This is a genomic window from Psychroserpens sp. NJDZ02, assembly GCF_004843725.1.
Lineage (GTDB): Bacteria > Bacteroidota > Bacteroidia > Flavobacteriales > Flavobacteriaceae > Olleya.
In genome coordinates, this window is record NZ_CP039451.1 from 542,141 (window position 1) to 560,056 (window position 17,916).

A 17,916-nucleotide genomic window follows, 5' to 3' on the forward strand; every position below is an offset into this window, starting at 1 on the left:
AAACAATTAGTTATAATTAACTTCTTGCTTTGCTTTCATCATTTGATCAAATTCTTCTTTAGATCCTACTATAATATTCTCGTAAGTTCTCATACCTGTACCTGCTGGTATACGATGTCCTACAATTACATTTTCTTTAAGACCTTCAAGATTATCTATCTTACCAGCTACTGCTGCTTCATTTAATACCTTAGTCGTTTCTTGGAAAGAAGCGGCAGATATAAACGATTTAGTTTGTAAAGATGCTCTTGTAATACCTTGTAAGATTGGCGTTGCTGTTGCTGGCTGCGCGTCTCTTCCTACTACAAGTTGCTTATCTTCACGACGTAAAATTGAATTTTCATCTCTTAATTGGAAAGCAGATATAATCTGTCCTTCTTTTAAAGTAGAAGAATCTCCAGCACTCTCCACTACTTTCATTCCAAAAATGTTATCATTTTCTTCAATAAAATCAGATTTGTGAGCTAATTGATCTTCTAAGAAGATTGTATCTCCAGAATCAATAATTCTTACTTTACGCATCATCTGTCTTACAACAACTTCAAAATGCTTATCATTAATCTTCACACCTTGTAGACGATATACTTCCTGTACTTCGTTTACTAAGTATTGTTGTACTGCAGATGGTCCTTTAATATTAAGGATATCGTTTGGTGTTACAGAACCATCGGATAAAGGCATTCCCGCTTTAATAAAGTCATTTTCCTGAACCAAAATCTGGCTAGATAACTTTACTAAATACTTCTTGATTTCACCTAATTTAGATTCTACAATAATCTCACGATTACCTCTTTTTATTTTACCAAAAGATACGACACCATCAATTGCACTAACAACTGCTGGATTAGAAGGATTACGCGCTTCAAACAATTCTGTTACACGTGGTAAACCTCCTGTAATATCACCTGCCTTAGAAGATTTACGAGGGATTTTAACTAAGATTTTTCCAACCTTAACTTTCTCTCCATCATCAATCATAATGTGCGCACCTACTGGTAAGTTGTAAGAACGAATTGCTTCACCTTTACCATCTTCAACAATAAGTGTTGGTATTAATTTTTTGTTTCTAGATTCAGAAATTACTTTTTCTTGGAAACCTGTTTGCTCATCAATTTCTACTTGGTAAGTAATACCTTGCTCAATATTTTCATATCTCACTTTACCTGCAAACTCAGAAATAATTACACCGTTATATGGATCCCACTGACAAACAACATCTCCAGACTTAAGTTTATCTCCATTTTTAACTAAAATGGTAGAACCATAAGGGATATTATTTGTACTTAAAGTAATACCTGTTTTCTTATCAATTAATTTAAGTTCCGACGTACGAGAGATTACAATATCTTCCTCTTCACCTTCCTTATTTGTTCCTTTAACTGTTTTTAAATCTTCGATTTCAGCAATACCATCAAACTTAACCGCTAATTTATTTTCTTCAGAAATGTTACCTGCAATACCTCCAACGTGGAACGTACGAAGTGTTAACTGTGTCCCTGGCTCTCCAATAGATTGCGCTGCTACAACACCAACTGCTTCACCACGTTGTACCATTTTATTGGTAGCTAAGTTACGACCGTAACATTGTGCACAGATTCCTTTTTTAGCTTCACAAGATAATGGTGAACGTACTTCAACAGAATCAATTGGTGATTTTTCAATTCTTGCTGCTACCTCTTCATCAATTAATTGACCAGCTTCAGCTAAAATTTCTTCACTTAAAGGATCATAAACATCATTTAATGAAATACGACCAACAATACGTGCTTCTAATTTCTCAACAACTTCATCATTTTTCTTAAGTGCAGATACTTCTACTCCTCTTAACGTACCACAATCTTCGCTATTTACAATAACGTCTTGAGATACATCTACTAAACGACGTGTTAAGTAACCTGCATCGGCTGTTTTAAGTGCTGTATCGGCAAGTCCTTTACGCGCACCGTGAGTTGATATGAAGTATTCTAAAATTGAAAGTCCTTCCTTAAAGTTAGATAAAATTGGATTTTCAATAATTGATCCTCCTCCTGCAGTAGATTTTTTAGGCTTAGCCATTAATCCACGCATACCTGTAAGCTGACGAATCTGTTCTTTAGATCCACGGGCTCCAGAATCAAGCATCATATATACCGAGTTAAATCCTTGTTGGTCTTCTCTAATACGTTTCATTGACAATTCAGTCAATTCTGCATTGGTAGACGTCCAAATATCAATAACTTGGTTATAACGTTCGTTATTTGTAATTAATCCCATGTTATAGTTACCAGTCACACCATCAACTTTTTCGTTGGCAGCGTCAATCATAGATTGTTTTTCTGGTGGGATAATAATATCTCCTAAACTGAAAGATAATCCTCCTTTAAATGCGAAGTAATACCCTAAAGTCTTAATTGCATCCAAGAAATCTGCAGTTTCAGGTACACTAGTTACCTTTAAAATATTACCAATAATATCTCTTAAAGATTTCTTAGTTAATACTTCGTTAATGTAACCTGCGGCTGCTGGCACATTCTCGTTAAATAAAACACGACCAACGGTAGTTTCAATAATCTGAGGCACTAATTCTCCAGCCTCATTAAAGTCCATTGCACGAACCTTAATCCCTGCATTTAATTCAACTCTCTTCTCGTTATAAGCAATATTTACTTCTTCTGCAGAATAGAATGTTAAACCTTCACCTCTTACTTTTACCTCTGGTGTAGACAATCTGTGCTTAGTCATATAATATAGACCAAGTACCATATCCTGAGAAGGTACAGTAACCGGAGCTCCGTTTGCTGGATTTAAGATATTATGAGAGGCTAACATTAACAGTTGGCACTCTAAAATAGCTTCCGGTCCTAATGGTAAGTGAACCGCCATTTGATCCCCATCAAAATCGGCATTAAATGCCGCACATGCTAATGGGTGTAATTGGATAGCTTTACCTTCAATTAATTTAGGCTGAAATGCTTGTATACCTAGTCTGTGTAATGTAGGAGCACGATTTAAAAGTACTGGATGTCCTTTTAAAACATTCTCTAAAATATCCCAAACTACTGGTTCTCTTTTATCTATAATTTTCTTTGCAGACTTAACTGTTTTTACAATACCTCTTTCAATCAGTTTTCTAATTACGAAAGGTTTGTAAAGCTCTGCCGCCATATTTTTAGGTAAACCACACTCAAATAATCTAAGTTCTGGTCCAACTACAATTACAGAACGCGCAGAATAATCAACACGCTTACCAAGTAAGTTTTGACGGAAACGTCCTTGCTTACCTTTAAGTGAATCTGATAATGATTTTAATGGTCTATTAGAATCTGTTTTTACTGCAGATGATTTACGTGTGTTATCAAATAAAGAATCTACTGACTCTTGTAACATACGTTTTTCATTACGTAAAATCACCTCTGGTGCTTTTATCTCAACTAATCTTTTAAGACGGTTGTTACGGATAATTACACGACGATACAGGTCATTTAAATCTGAAGTTGCAAAACGTCCACCATCTAAAGGCACTAAAGGTCTTAATTCTGGTGGTATAATTGGCACAACTTTCATGATCATCCATTCTGGACGATTCTCTCTATGCTCATTAGATTCACGTAATGCTTCAACAACTTGTAAACGTTTTAAAGCCTCAGTTTTACGTTGTTTAGACGTTTCTGTATTTGCTTTATGACGTAACTCGTATGATAACGTATCTAAATCAATGCGAGATAATAGATCGATTAAACACTCAGCACCCATTTTAGCAATAAACTTGCTTGGGTCCGTGTCATCTAAATATTGATTATCTTGAGGAAGTGTTTCTAATATATTTAGATACTCTTCTTCAGTTAAAAAGTCTAATTTTTTTAAAGGCTCTCCTTCTTCATTTTTAGCATTACCTGCTTGGATTACTACATAACGTTCGTAGTAAATGATCATATCTAATTTCTTAGATGGTAACCCTAAAATGTATCCAATTTTGTTTGGTAAAGAACGGAAGTACCAGATATGAGCCACAGGAACCACTAAATTAATGTGTCCTACTCTATCACGACGTACTTTCTTTTCAGTAACTTCAACTCCACAACGGTCGCAAACAATACCCTTATATCTAATACGCTTATACTTACCACAAGCACATTCGTAATCCTTTACAGGACCAAAAATACGCTCACAGAATAAACCATCACGTTCAGGTTTATGTGTACGATAATTGATAGTTTCTGGTTTTAAAACTTCACCTCTAGATTCTGCTAAAATAGATTCTGGTGATGCTAAACCAATAGAGATTTTGTTAAACCTCTGTACTGTATTCTTATCTTGTTTTTTTGCCATAATTCTTATAGTGTTCAGTTTGTAAAGCAGTCTAAAAATTAAATTTATAGACTGCTCGACTCACTTAAAATTATTCTTCTAATCTAATGTCTAATCCTAACCCTTTCAATTCGTGCATTAATACGTTGAAAGATTCTGGTAATCCAGGTTCTGGCATTGGTTCTCCTTTAACGATAGCTTCGTAAGTTTTAGCTCTACCAACCACGTCATCAGATTTTACAGTTAAGATTTCTCTTAACGTTGCAGATGCTCCGTAAGCCTCAAGTGCCCAAACTTCCATCTCTCCAAAACGTTGCCCTCCAAACTGCGCTTTACCTCCTAAAGGTTGTTGCGTAATTAATGAGTACGGTCCAATAGAACGTGCGTGCATCTTATCGTCAACCATATGCCCTAATTTAAGCATGTAGATAACTCCAACAGTTGCAGGTTGATCAAAACGATCTCCTGTTCCACCATCATAAAGATAAGTATGTCCATATCTAGGGATACCAGCTTCGTCTGTTAATGCATTAATTTGATCAATTGTAGCACCGTCAAAAATTGGTGTTGCATACGTACGACCTAAATCTTGACCAGCCCATCCTAAAACAGTTTCATATATCTGTCCAATGTTCATACGCGATGGTACACCTAATGGATTCAATACGATATCAACCGGAGTTCCATCTTCTAAGAATGGCATATCCTCTTGACGTACGATACGTGCAACAATACCTTTGTTACCATGTCGTCCTGCCATTTTATCACCAACTTTTAACTTACGTTTTTTAGCGATATAAACTTTAGCCAACTTAATGATACCTGCTGGTAATTCATCCCCTACAGAGATTGTAAACTTCTCACGTCTTAAAGACCCTTGTAAGTCGTTTTCTTTAATCTTGTAATTATGAATTAAATCAGCAACTAACTTGTTAGTATGATCATCTGTTGTCCAAGTACCTCCTGTTAAGTGTGTATAATCGTCAACAGCGTTTAACATTTTTAAAGTGAATTTTTTACCTTTAGGTAAAACTTCCTCTCCTAAATCATTAAATATACCTTGAGATGTTTTACCATTTACAATAGTGAATAGTTTTTCAACTAAAACCGCTTGTAAATCATCAAACTTAGTATAATAAAGATTTTCTAATTTATTAATATCTTCTTTATCTTGAGCTCTTTTACGTTTATCCTTAACAGCTCTAGAAAATAATTTTTTATTAATTACAACTCCATGTAATGATGGTGATGCTTTTAATGAAGCATCTTTTACGTCTCCTGCTTTGTCCCCAAAGATAGCACGTAATAATTTTTCTTCTGGAGTTGGATCAGATTCCCCTTTAGGCGTAATCTTACCAATTAATATATCACCAGGTTTAACTTCAGCACCAATACGAATCATTCCGTTTTCATCAAGGTCTTTTGTAGCCTCTTCAGAAACATTAGGAATATCATTTGTTAGTTCTTCGTTACCTAGTTTAGTATCTCTTACATCAAGAGAATATTCGTCAATATGAATAGAAGTAAAGATATCCTCACGAACAACTTTCTCAGAGATTACAATTGCATCCTCAAAGTTATACCCTTTCCAAGGCATAAAGGCTACTTTCATGTTTCTACCTAAAGCTAATTCACCCTTCTGAGTTGCATAACCTTCAGATAACACTTGTCCTTTGCTTACTTTATCACCTTTCTTAACAATTGGTGTTAAGTTAATCGAAGTCCCTTGGTTAGTTTTTCTAAACTTTACTAATGCATAAGATTTAACATCACTTTCAAAGCTAACTTTAGCATCGTCTTCTGATCTTTCATACTTAATTACAATCTCATTAGCATCAACATATTGTACAACACCTTCTCCTTCTGCATTAATTAAAACACGAGAATCCGATGCTACTTGTCTTTCTAATCCTGTACCAACAATTGGTGCTTGCGGACGTAATAATGGTACGGCCTGACGCATCATGTTAGATCCCATCAATGCACGGTTGGCATCATCATGTTCTAAGAAAGGAATTAAAGACGCTGATATAGACGAAATTTGATTTGGTGCAACATCAGTATAATGAATATCTTTTGGATCCATTACTGGGAAGTCACCTTCCATACGTGCAATTACCTTATCATGTAAAATCTTACCATTCTCATCAACTTTAACCGTTGCTTGAGCAATTAATTTATCTTCTTCCTCTTCTGCACTTAAGTAGATAGGTTCACTTTTAATATCTACAACACCATCTGTAACTTTTCTATATGGCGTTTCAATGAATCCCATTGAGTTTACTTTCGCGTAAACAGATAAAGATGAAATTAATCCAATGTTTGGTCCCTCAGGAGTTTCAATTGGACATAATCTTCCGTAGTGCGTATAGTGAACATCACGTACCTCAAAACCTGCTCTTTCTCTAGATAAACCACCTGGTCCTAATGCTGATAAACGACGCTTGTGCGTAATTTCTGCAAGTGGATTGGTTTGATCCATGAATTGAGATAACTGGTTTGTACCAAAGAAAGAATTAATAACAGACGATAACGTCTTAGCATTAATTAAATCAATTGGAGTAAACACTTCATTATCACGAACGTTCATACGTTCACGAATAGTACGTGCCATACGCGCTAAACCAACACCAAATTGAGAAGATAATTGCTCACCAACTGTACGTACACGACGGTTAGATAAGTGATCAATATCATCAATCTCAGCTTTAGAGTTAATAAGCTCAATTAAATACTTGATTATAGTAATGATATCTTCTTTGGTAAGCACTTGCTTATCCATTCCGATATCTAATTGTAGTTTTTTGTTCATTCTATAACGACCGACTTCTCCAAGAGAGTAACGTTGATCACTAAAGAATAATTTGTCAATAATACCACGTGCTGTCTCCTCATCTGGCGGCTCAGCATTACGTAGTTGACGGTAAATATGTTCTACAGCTTCTTTTTCAGAGTTTGTTGGATCCTTTTGAAGTGTATTATGTATAATTGCGTAATCTCCTTGTTGTGCACTTTCTTTGTGTAAAAGAATAGTTTTCACATCAATGTCAAGGATTTCCTCAATATTATCTTTGTCTAATTCTGTATCACGGTCTAATACAATTTCGTTACGTTCAATAGACACTACTTCACCAGTATCTTCATCTACGAAATCTTCATGCCAAGTGTTTAATACACGTGCAGCAAGTTTACGACCAATTACCTTTTTTAGTCCAGACTTTGATACTTTAACCTCTTCGGCTAAGTCAAAAATCTCTAAAATATCTTTATCACGCTCAAAACCAATAGCTCTAAATAAAGTGGTTACAGGTAACTTCTTTTTTCTATCAATGTACGCATACATTACTTGGTTAATATCTGTAGCGAACTCTATCCATGATCCTTTAAAAGGAATAACTCTAGCTGAATATAATTTGGTCCCATTTGCATGGAAAGATTGCCCAAAAAAGACACCTGGTGATCTATGCAATTGAGAGACTACCACACGTTCTGCACCATTGATACAAAAAGTACCAGATGGAGTCATGTAAGGTATAGTTCCTAAATACACATCCTGGACAATGGTCTCGAAATCCTCATGTTCAGGGTCTGTACAATATAACTTTAACCTTGCTTTAAGCGGAACGCTATAGGTTAGTCCTCTTTCAATACACTCATCAATAGCATATCTTGGCGGATCAATAAAGTAATCTAAAAATTCTAAAACGAATTGATTACGTGTGTCTGTAATTGGAAAGTTTTCCATGAAGGTGTTATAAAGACCTTCATCACCTCTTTCTTCAGATTTTGTTTCTAACTGGAAAAAATCCTGGAAGGATTTAATCTGAATATCCATGAAATCTGGGTATTCTGTTCTATTTACAATAGACGAGAAATTTAATCTTTCAGCTTGTGTTACTAACATCAATGGACGAAATTTTGATTAAAAAAAATATTATTTTATATAGCTAATCACTATATACGACAAATGGTTTAGGTCGTAAAGCGTATGCTTCAGACCTAAACCTTTGTAAAATTGTTTGGTAAGCTTACTTAAGCTCTACCTCTGCTCCTGCCTCTTCTAACTGAGTCTTAAGAGCTTCTGCTTCATCTTTAGTAACTCCTTCTTTGATTGCACTTGGTGCATCATCAACTAAACCTTTAGCTTCTTTTAAACCTAAACCAGTTAATTCCTTAACTAATTTTACTACTGCCAATTTAGCACCACCAGCAGCTTTTAAAATAACATCAAATTCAGTTTGAGCTTCTTCAGCTTCACCTCCTCCAGCTGGACCAGCTGCAACAGCTACTGCAGCAGCAGCAGGCTCGATACCATATTCATCTTTTAAAATAGTAGCTAACTCATTTACTTCTTTAACAGTAAGGTTAACTAATTGTTCTGCGAAATCTTTTAAATCTGCCATTTTTCTATCGTTTTAATTTTTTAATAATATATAATTGTAAAAGTGCGTAATGTTTGAATTATCCCTCTTTCTGAGATAATGTCTTTAAGATACCTGAAAGTGTTCCACCGCTAGATTTAAGAGCCGATATAACGTTTTTAGCTGGCGATTGCAATAATCCTACGATATCACCAATTAACTCTTCTCTAGACTTGATGTCTACTAACATATCTAACTGATCATCTCCTAAATAAACAGCTTCTTCAATAAAAGCACCTTTTAATAAAGGCTTTTCAGATTTTTTTCTGAAGGCTTTGATTAACTTAGCTGGAGCGTTTCCAGTTTCAGAATACATCACAGATGTATTTCCTTTTAATATCGATGGTAAGTCTCCGAATTCTCTATCCGAAGCTTCCATTGCTTTCTCAAGTAATGTATTTTTTACTACAGCTAACTTAATGTTTGCTTTAAAACAAGCACGACGTAAGTCTGAAGTAGCTCCTGCGTTTAAACCTGAAATATCTGCTACGTAGATATTTGAATTTTCAGCTAATTGTACAGTTAAGTCTTTAATTACTTGTGATTTTTCTTCTCTTGTCATAATATAAAGTTTTTAACTAATTAACCAATTTTAGTATCTACAGCTATACTTGGACTCATTGTAGAAGACATAAAAATGCTTTTTACATAAACACCCTTAGCAGTAGTTGGTTTAAGTTTCATTATTGTTGTTAATAATTCATTTGCATTGTCCTCAATCTTGTCAGCACTAAATGATGCTTTACCAATTGAAGCATGAACGATACCAGTTTTATCAACTTTAAAGTCAATTTTACCAGCTTTAACTTCAGTTACAGCTTTTGCTACATCCATTGTTACAGTACCTGTCTTTGGGTTAGGCATTAAACCACGAGGACCTAATACACGTCCTAAAGGACCTAATTTACCCATAACACTAGGCATTGTGATAATTACATCAACGTCTGTCCAACCACTCTTGATTTTATCAAGGTACTCATCTAAACCAACGTAATCAGCACCAGCTTCTTTAGCTTCTGCTTCTTTATCTGGAGTTACTAATGCTAAAACTTTAACGTCTTTACCTGTACCATGAGGAAGAGATACTACACCTCTAACCATTTGATTAGCTTTTCTTGGGTCAACCCCTAAACGAATCGCTAAATCTACAGAAGCGTCAAACTTTGTATTAGTTATTTCTTTTACTAATGCTGAAGCTTCTTTGATAGAATATACTTTATCCTTTTCAATTTTTGCTACAGATTCTTTTTGTTTCTTTGTTAATCTTGCCATTTTTTAAAATCTTTTTAGGTTAATTTGGTGCATCACCACCTTTAACAGTTATACCCATAGATCTTGCAGTACCAGCAATCATCTTCATTGCAGACTCGATAGTAAATGCATTTAAATCTACCATTTTGTCCTCTGCAATAGTTTTGACTTGATCCCAAGAAACTTTTGCTACTTTTTTAACGTGTGGTTCTCCTGAACCTTTTTTTAATTTGGCCGCTTCTAATAATTGTACTGCAGCAGGAGGTGTTTTGATTACAAAGTCAAATGATTTGTCCTTGTAAACCGAAATCACAACTGGTAAAACCTTACCAGCTTTATCTTGGGTTCTTGCATTAAATTGCTTACAGAATTCCATGATATTTACTCCAGCAGCACCTAAAGCGGGTCCAACCGGTGGCGACGGATTCGCTGCACCTCCCCTAACTTGTAGCTTAACTACTTTACCTAATTCTTTTGCCATTTTAATTAATTTAGTTTTATACTCATTTTAAGTGGAAGCCTAAAAAAAGTATTCTTTATTGTAACAATTATTATATTTTTTCTACTTGCATATAACTTAATTCTAATGGTGTTTTTCTTCCGAAAATCTTAACCATTACCTCAAGCTTACGCTTTTCTTCATTAATATTTTCAATCGTACCATCAAAACCGTTGAATGGACCATCAATAACCTTAACTGTTTCTCCTTTAGTATAAGGAATAGCAACGTTAACATCAGCATCCACAGAAAGCTCATCTACCTTACCTAACATTCTGTTTACTTCCGACTGTCTTAAAGGTAATGGATCTCCACCTTTTGTTGCACCCAAAAAACCAATAACATTAGTTATTGATCTAATAATATGAGGCACCTCCCCAGTTAAGTTTGCTTTAATCATAATGTAACCACTAAAGTAAACTTTTTCTTTATTTACTTTTTTTCCATTACGAATTTGAACTACATTTTCAGTAGGCACTAAAACCTGCTCAACATAATCCTGTAAACCTAATCGAGAAATTTCATTCTCAATATAGGTTTTAATTTTATTCTCTTGACCGCTTACCGCTCTAACTACGTACCACTTTTTCTCTCCTACTTCAGCCATAATTATTTACCTGTTATAAGATTAAAGTAAGTACTGATAACTTTACCAAAAACAGTATCAATTCCCCATATTGCTAAAGAGAATATAATTGAAAAAACAGCCACAAGGATTGTCAAACTTTGCGCTTCAGACCAAGGTGTCCAAGTTACATTGTTTTTTAACTCTCCAAATGATTCTTTTATATAGTTTACTATTCCAGCCATATCTCTTTATTTAAATGTCTTCCTAATTGGAGCGGACCACTTTATTCTATTTTGAGGTAAACGAATAATATCGTTTACCTCAATTTGCACGGGCGGAGAGACTCGAACTCCCGACACCTGGTTTTGGAGACCAGTGCTCTACCAACTGAGCTACGCCCGTAAATAAAAACCAAGACACTACGCTAACGGAGTGCCTTAGTTTTCTATTTTAACGACTATAAATTAGTCTAAAATTTCAGTAACCTGACCAGCACCTACTGTTCTACCACCTTCACGTATTGCGAAACGTAGACCAATATTCATTGCGATCTTTTGGATTAACTCAACGTGAATTGTTAAGTTATCACCAGGCATAACCATTTCAACTCCTTCAGGTAACTTAATGTTTCCTGTTACATCAGTTGTACGTACATAAAACTGAGGACGGTAGTTATTATGGAATGGCGTGTGACGTCCACCTTCTTCTTTTTTAAGGATATAAACCTCTGCTTTAAAGTTAGCATGTGGTGTTACAGAACCTGGCTTAACAATAACCATACCTCTAGAGATTTGAGACTTCTCAATTCCTCTTAATAAGATACCTGCGTTATCTCCAGCTTCACCTCTATCTAATATTTGACGGAACATTTCAATTCCAGTAATTGTAGATGTTAACTTTTCAGCTCCCATACCAATGATTTCAACAGCATCACCTGTATTACCAACACCAGTTTCGATACGTCCAGTTGCTACTGTACCACGACCTGTAATTGAAAATACATCTTCAATAGGCATTAAGAAAGGCTTGTCCATATCACGAACAGGCTCTTCAATCCAAGCATCAACTTGTGCCATTAATTCCATTACTGTATCAACCCATTTTGGCTCACCGTTTAAAGCTCCTAAAGCAGAACCAGAAACTACAGGTCCGTTATCACCATCATACTCATAGAATGATAATAATTCTCTAACCTCCATGTCAACTAATTCTAAAAGCTCTTCATCATCAACCATATCCACTTTGTTTAAGAATACTACCATTCTTGGGATACCAACCTGACGACCTAATAAGATATGCTCACGAGTTTGTGGCATTGGACCATCTGTTGCAGCTACTACTAATATTGCACCATCCATTTGTGCAGCACCAGTTACCATGTTTTTTACGTAATCGGCGTGACCTGGACAATCTACGTGTGCATAGTGACGATTAGCTGTTGAATATTCAACGTGAGAAGTGTTAATTGTAATACCTCTTTCTTTTTCTTCTGGAGCGTTATCAATCTGATCGAAAGATTTTGCTTCTGATAAACCTGCATCAGCTAATACTTTAGTAATAGCAGCAGTTAAAGTTGTTTTACCGTGATCTACGTGTCCAATTGTACCAATATTTAAGTGTGGTTTTGAACGATCGAAAGTTGCCTTTGCCATGTTTTAATAATTTAATCTTAGTTATATAATAATATTAGTGTATTCTCAATTTATTAATCTTTATTCAGAGCCAATGACGGGAATTGAACCCGTGACCTCTTCCTTACCAAGGAAACGCTCTACCCCTGAGCTACACCGGCTTAAATATTAGAGCGAGAGACCGGGTTCGAACCGGCGACATTCAGCTTGGAAGGCTGACGCTCTACCAACTGAGCTACTCTCGCAATTATTTAAATTCCTTTTTTGTTTAAAACTCACTTTTTTATGGTAAAAAAAGTGGGGAGAGCAGGATTCGAACCTGCGAAGACGTAGTCAGCAGATTTACAGTCTGCCCTCGTTGGCCGCTTGAGTATCTCCCCAATTTTAAACTTTTCACTCTTTTAAAGAACTTAAACAAAGTTAAAACAAAAATTAATTTATTCTTACTTTATTTTGAGCCGATGGAGGGACTCGAACCCACGACCTGCTGATTACAAATCAGCTGCTCTAGCCAGCTGAGCTACATCGGCTTTTTTCTGCAGTTTTTACTTCTAAAAAAAGCCCGCTATTTCTAACGGACTGCAAATGTAGATATTTATTTATTTATTCAAAACATTTTTATGAAATATTTTTAAAATTTTCTCTAATTTTTTCTTTTCGCTTTTTTAACTGGCGCTCTAAAGACGCTACAGCTATGTCCGCACCCTCTTCAAATGTCCTACATTGCTTCTTTACAATTAGGCTATCTCCTGGTACATTTATTTTAGCTTCGAATATTTTATTGAGTTTATTACTGCTTTTTTCTACTTTTAAATAGACTTCTGATTGTATTACTTTATCATAATACGTTTCTAACTTGTCCATTCGCTTTTGAATAAACGCTAATAATTGGGGATCGGCATTAAAATTTACAGCCTGTGTGTTTACCTTCATACTTTAATTTTTTGTAGTTAAACATTTATTTTTTGCTACGTGGGTGTGCTTTCGCATACACTTTTTTCAACTCTGCAATACTATTATGCGTATACACCTGAGTTGCAGCTAAGCTTGAATGTCCCAATAACTCCTTAACAGCATTTAACTCTGCACCTTGATTTAAAAGATGTGTCGCAAAAGAATGTCTAAGGATATGTGGACTTTTCTTTACTTTACTGGAAGCTTTACTAAAGTAATCATTTATAATTCTGTACACAAGAGTTTCATAAATTTTAACTCCTTTTTTTGTTAAAAATAAATGCGCTTTATCCTCAATAATTTCAAGTTTATTTTTCTCTAAAATGTAACTATTGATACTTTCAATAACCATTGGTAATAATGGAATAATGCGTTCTTTATTTCTTTTCCCTAAAATCTTAATTGTTTTATTTTCTATATCAATATCTTCTAAGGTAATATTTATCAATTCGATACGTCGAATTCCTGTTGAGTAAAATAATTCTATAATTAATTTATTTCTGACACCTTCAAAATCTTTATTGTGATTTATTTGATCTAAAACGGTTGTTATTTCTTTCTCAGAAAAAGGGATTTGCACTTTTTTACTAACCTTAAGTGCTTTGTGTTTTACTAGTGGATTTATATCGACTTCATTAATTTTCAATAAAAATTTATAAAAGCTATTCAATGCTGATATTTTTCTGTTAATGCTTCGATTAGCAATATTTTTTTCGACTAAAAAAACAATCCAAGATCTAATTTGAGAATAGTTAACTTCTATAATCGTATTACTTTGCTCTTCTTCATCTAAAAAAGACAAAAATGAGGTAATATCTTTTTGATAGGCATTAACCGTTAACTCTGAATATTTTTTTTCGAGCAGTAAATAATCTAAAAAGGCTTTTAGTAACATGAGTGGCGATACATATTTAATGATGCTAAATATACCGTTTTTGAAACGGAAAAGTATTCAAACAAAAATCCCACTAAAAAAATTAGCGGGATTTTATGGTAATAGAAACTATTTAAATCGCTTCTTGATCTCTTAAACGCTGTACATATTGCGCTTTTTGAACTCTCACTCGACTATCTACAGATGGTTTTACAAACTGCTTACGATCGTGCAAAGCGCGTCTTGTACCTGTTTTATCAAACTTTCGTTTGTAGCGTTTTAATGCTCTGTCTATATTTTCTCCGTCCTTTATTGGAATTACTAACATAGTGCCTTAACCTCCTCTCTTTTAAAATTTTGAGGTGCAAATATAAAAAGATATTTAAAACACTCTGTTTTTATTTCAAAATACTTTGGAATCTAAAGCGTAGACCACACAGTATAACTCTTAGGCGGTGCTTGTATTTTAACCCATTTGCCAGATTGCGTTACGGGTTGCCAATTTGAATGTCCTGTATAATCTTTTAATGTTGCACTGGACCAGTTAGTTTCTACCCATTTTTCTTGCCAAACATCAGAATTATTAATGTACACGATTAAGCCTGAAGAATTATCACCGTTACGTTTAGCGATATACTCGTCGTTATCAACATGAAGAATAGAAGTACTTCCACTAGCCAAATTATTATGAATCCAGATTAAATTATTTAATCTTTCTTTATTTAACCATTCTTCATAATCCTTATAAAAAATGGTTGGATAGCCTTCATGCGTTAAGATGTAGGCATAGGCTAAAATTTTATTATTTATAATCTCGTCTGTATCGTGGTTGGTTACAAATGTCATTGCTCTTGACGCATTTTGCTTCCAAAGCATGTTATCGTTTAAAGCATTTAGGTTATTACCTACAAACGCATCTTTCATTTTATAATAACAAGCAAAATCAAAAGCACTAGCGTCCGCTGATCCTGTCCACCAATCTAAGGTAGAGACATTACTATCCCAATATTCCCCAACTGAAAAACCGCCAACTTCATCATTCCAAGCCTTAACTACCCATGGCTCGAAACCTTTAACATAATCAAAACGCCACCCATCAAAACCAATAACATCTCTGTAATATTTAGCAACACTATTTGGATTATTCCATAGCCAATCTTGTACATATGTTTGATGATGACATAAATCAGGAAAACCTCCAAAAGCACCAGAATCGTTGGAATGCACATTATTTGCATGAAAATCTGTTGCCGATCTGTAAAAATTACCCGAAAGCGGATTAAATTCGGTCCATGTGTTTCCACCCGCGTACGGATTTGCTTCACTATCTCCTCCACTATTATGATTAATCACAATATCTGCAATCACACTTAGTCCATTTTGATGCGCTGTATCAATTAAAGATACCAGCTCTGTTTTAGAACCAAATCGTGTTTCAACACTTCCCATCTGGTCGTATTCTCCAAAATCATAGTAATCAAAAGGATCATACCCCATAGAGAATGGTCCATTTTGTGCTTTTGATGCTGGCGGTAACCAAATAGCATCAATACCAGCAGCACTCCAATCTTGCACTTTTACTTTGACCGTGTTCCACCAAGTACCACCTGCGGGAACATCCCAATAAAAGGCTTGCATCATTACGCCAGAACCTATAGGTTTTAAACCGGCCCGTTGTGTACTTACAGTTTGATTTACGGATTTATCTTTTACTTGCTCTACAGATACGTCTTCTTTACTACAACTATAAGCAAAGATTACTGAGACGCATAAGACTACTAATTTTAATTTATTCATGGTTTATGGGATTAGATTACACCTAAAACTAATCCAATACCAGCCACAAACAAAACGAAACACGTTACGAAAACGTTTTCGTGTTAATAAATAATCAAATAAGACCTAATTAAATTAGTAAATCGACAAAAAAACAGGCTGATTTTAAGAATCAGCCTGTTTTGAAGTATTTACTCTTTCTTAAATAAAGAGGATCTTTTTGTTAAATCCTGAATTAACTTTTCATCTTCCTCACTCTCTAACAAGGTATTATAATCATCCCAAAATGCTTTATTATAAGGTTTTACAGAAAATATATCTGGATCCCAATCTTGCTGCAAGGCACTTTCAATTTTTTCTGGATCTTGAATTATCTCTGTAAATAATATTTCCTGAATCGTATAATAAAAGCGTTCTTCTTTATTAAACAGTGCTTCTTCTTCTTTATTAATTTTACCACTTGGCTTGTATCCAACGTTAACTAGTTTTGGCGTTTCATAATAGATATAATTAGGATACATCTTATCTTGATACTCCATATAAGATATCACCAATTTATGATTGACCTGTGTATCAAATAAGGTCTTACTCCTACTTTTTTGGGCATTAGAACCAGCTCTTAATTGATATTCAATCTTTTTTATCGCAAAATTATCCCAATACACATACACCCATCCTTCTGGGATATACCCTTCATTATAGATACCTTTTGTATTTAGACCGACAAACTCTTCACCTTTCTCAATCTTTATTTTATAAATTTTCCTTTCGTTATCCACTAAAACAGTATCCAATTTAAATTGGTGTGTACTTAAAACATCTTCTCCAAATAAGGCTTTAGGGCTTTTTGAGTTTCTAACTAAATTAAGTTTACCCTTAAATAAACTTTCTAAACCGTTAACACGAGTATCATTCCATTTAATAGATTTGATTAAAGATGCTTTTTTAATAGTATCCCTCCTTAAGTTTTTAGGCTTTAAATTGACGTTTGCATTATACTTTAGATACGTAGCATATGAAAACAGACTATCAACATCACGTAAATCGTAACTTTTCCTAACCTGGTCAACATTAATTTTAAGATTATCTTGTCCTCCAGACACATAACTCGAATCATCATACAGTGTAATAGCACTTTCTACTAACCACTTAAACTGTCTTTTATTACGCTCTTTATGTCTTAAAAATCCTTTTTGTAGGTAAGGCTCTTCAGGACTATTTCTTTGTAATCTTTTTAGTGCACGAAGCATTATATCGTTTCCTGTTTTAGGTCTGTTGTCTGCGACTATTAAAATTTCGTCTAAAGACGCGATATCTTCTTCAAGTAATACATCAAAATCATTATCAAACTCGGCTACCGTCGTCTTAAAACTCTTGTATCCAATAGAAGATACTACAATCGTATCGTTCTCATAGGCTTTAGGTATTAATAACACAAACTTACCATCTGCATTTGTTATGGTACCAATAGTTGTATTTTGCACATAGACACTTGCATTTTCAATAGGCAGCATGCTCATAAAATCTGCAACCTTATTTTTAATTTCAGTTTGGGCTGTTGCAAAGTTCGTTGCTAGTAAAACCAGAACAATTACTAAGGATTTGATTGGGGTTGTTTTCATCTTAAACATTTTTATTATTTGGTAGCGGGTCCA

General features: G+C 34.6%; 14 protein-coding genes and 5 tRNA genes. All 19 read right to left on the reverse strand.

Annotated features, from left to right (window positions below; genetic code table 11):
* Positions 1-6: 6 nt before the first annotated feature.
* The 19 genes from rpoC to E9099_RS02550 all read right to left on the reverse strand — a co-directional run bounded on the left by rpoC (position 7) and on the right by E9099_RS02550 (position 17,883).
* The gene (gene rpoC, locus E9099_RS02460) at positions 7-4,308 is read right to left on the reverse strand and encodes a DNA-directed RNA polymerase subunit beta' (protein ID WP_136582151.1); all 4,302 of its coding nucleotides are present in this window, start codon (positions 4,306-4,308) and stop codon (positions 7-9) included.
* A gap of 70 nt (positions 4,309-4,378) precedes the next feature.
* Positions 4,379-8,191: a DNA-directed RNA polymerase subunit beta gene (gene rpoB / locus E9099_RS02465; protein ID WP_101017468.1), complete on the reverse strand. Its 3,813-nt coding sequence runs from the start codon at positions 8,189-8,191 to the stop codon at positions 4,379-4,381.
* A 124-nt stretch (positions 8,192-8,315) separates the two neighbouring features.
* Positions 8,316-8,690 carry a 50S ribosomal protein L7/L12 gene (gene rplL, locus E9099_RS02470; RefSeq protein ID WP_136582152.1) on the reverse strand — a complete coding sequence of 125 codons (375 nt, stop codon included), beginning with the start codon at positions 8,688-8,690 and terminating at the stop codon, positions 8,316-8,318.
* A gap of 58 nt (positions 8,691-8,748) precedes the next feature.
* A complete protein-coding gene (gene rplJ / locus E9099_RS02475; RefSeq protein ID WP_136582153.1) occupies positions 8,749-9,270 on the reverse strand; it encodes a 50S ribosomal protein L10 in 522 nt (173 codons plus the stop codon).
* A 20-nt stretch (positions 9,271-9,290) separates the two neighbouring features.
* Entirely contained in the window at positions 9,291-9,980 is a 690-nt protein-coding gene (gene rplA, locus E9099_RS02480; RefSeq protein WP_136582154.1) for a 50S ribosomal protein L1, read from the reverse strand.
* Positions 9,981-9,999: 19 nt separating this feature from the next.
* Complete coding sequence (gene rplK, locus E9099_RS02485; protein ID WP_101017457.1) at positions 10,000-10,440, reverse strand: 50S ribosomal protein L11; 441 nt, start codon at positions 10,438-10,440, stop codon at positions 10,000-10,002.
* Between the two features lie 70 nt (positions 10,441-10,510).
* The gene (gene nusG / locus E9099_RS02490) at positions 10,511-11,065 is read right to left on the reverse strand and encodes a transcription termination/antitermination protein NusG (RefSeq protein ID WP_090837417.1); all 555 of its coding nucleotides are present in this window, start codon (positions 11,063-11,065) and stop codon (positions 10,511-10,513) included.
* A 2-nt stretch (positions 11,066-11,067) separates the two neighbouring features.
* Positions 11,068-11,268 (reverse strand): preprotein translocase subunit SecE, encoded by a 201-nt coding sequence (gene secE / locus E9099_RS02495; protein WP_136582155.1) that lies wholly within the window; start codon positions 11,266-11,268, stop codon positions 11,068-11,070.
* Positions 11,269-11,355: 87 nt separating this feature from the next.
* Positions 11,356-11,428: transfer RNA gene (locus E9099_RS02500), tRNA-Trp, on the reverse strand.
* 62 nt (positions 11,429-11,490) lie between these two features.
* Complete coding sequence (tuf, locus tag E9099_RS02505; protein WP_136582156.1) at positions 11,491-12,678, reverse strand: elongation factor Tu; 1,188 nt, start codon at positions 12,676-12,678, stop codon at positions 11,491-11,493.
* Between the two features lie 68 nt (positions 12,679-12,746).
* Positions 12,747-12,818: transfer RNA gene (locus tag E9099_RS02510), tRNA-Thr, on the reverse strand.
* Between the two features lie 11 nt (positions 12,819-12,829).
* Positions 12,830-12,902, reverse strand: a tRNA-Gly gene (locus tag E9099_RS02515).
* Between the two features lie 53 nt (positions 12,903-12,955).
* Positions 12,956-13,037, reverse strand: a tRNA-Tyr gene (locus tag E9099_RS02520).
* A gap of 76 nt (positions 13,038-13,113) precedes the next feature.
* A tRNA-Thr gene (locus E9099_RS02525) sits at positions 13,114-13,187 on the reverse strand.
* A gap of 88 nt (positions 13,188-13,275) precedes the next feature.
* A complete protein-coding gene (gene hpf / locus E9099_RS02530; protein ID WP_136582157.1) occupies positions 13,276-13,590 on the reverse strand; it encodes a ribosome hibernation-promoting factor, HPF/YfiA family in 315 nt (104 codons plus the stop codon).
* A gap of 25 nt (positions 13,591-13,615) precedes the next feature.
* A complete protein-coding gene (locus E9099_RS02535; protein ID WP_136582158.1) occupies positions 13,616-14,506 on the reverse strand; it encodes a tyrosine-type recombinase/integrase in 891 nt (296 codons plus the stop codon).
* Positions 14,507-14,618: 112 nt separating this feature from the next.
* Positions 14,619-14,813 (reverse strand): 30S ribosomal protein S21, encoded by a 195-nt coding sequence (gene rpsU, locus E9099_RS02540; protein WP_136582159.1) that lies wholly within the window; start codon positions 14,811-14,813, stop codon positions 14,619-14,621.
* Between the two features lie 92 nt (positions 14,814-14,905).
* Positions 14,906-16,282, reverse strand: a complete 1,377-nt coding sequence (locus E9099_RS02545; RefSeq protein ID WP_136582160.1) for an alpha-amylase — start codon at positions 16,280-16,282, stop codon at positions 14,906-14,908.
* Positions 16,283-16,452: 170 nt separating this feature from the next.
* Positions 16,453-17,883 (reverse strand): carboxypeptidase-like regulatory domain-containing protein, encoded by a 1,431-nt coding sequence (locus E9099_RS02550; RefSeq protein ID WP_136582161.1) that lies wholly within the window; start codon positions 17,881-17,883, stop codon positions 16,453-16,455.
* Between the last annotated feature and the right edge of the window lie 33 nt (positions 17,884-17,916).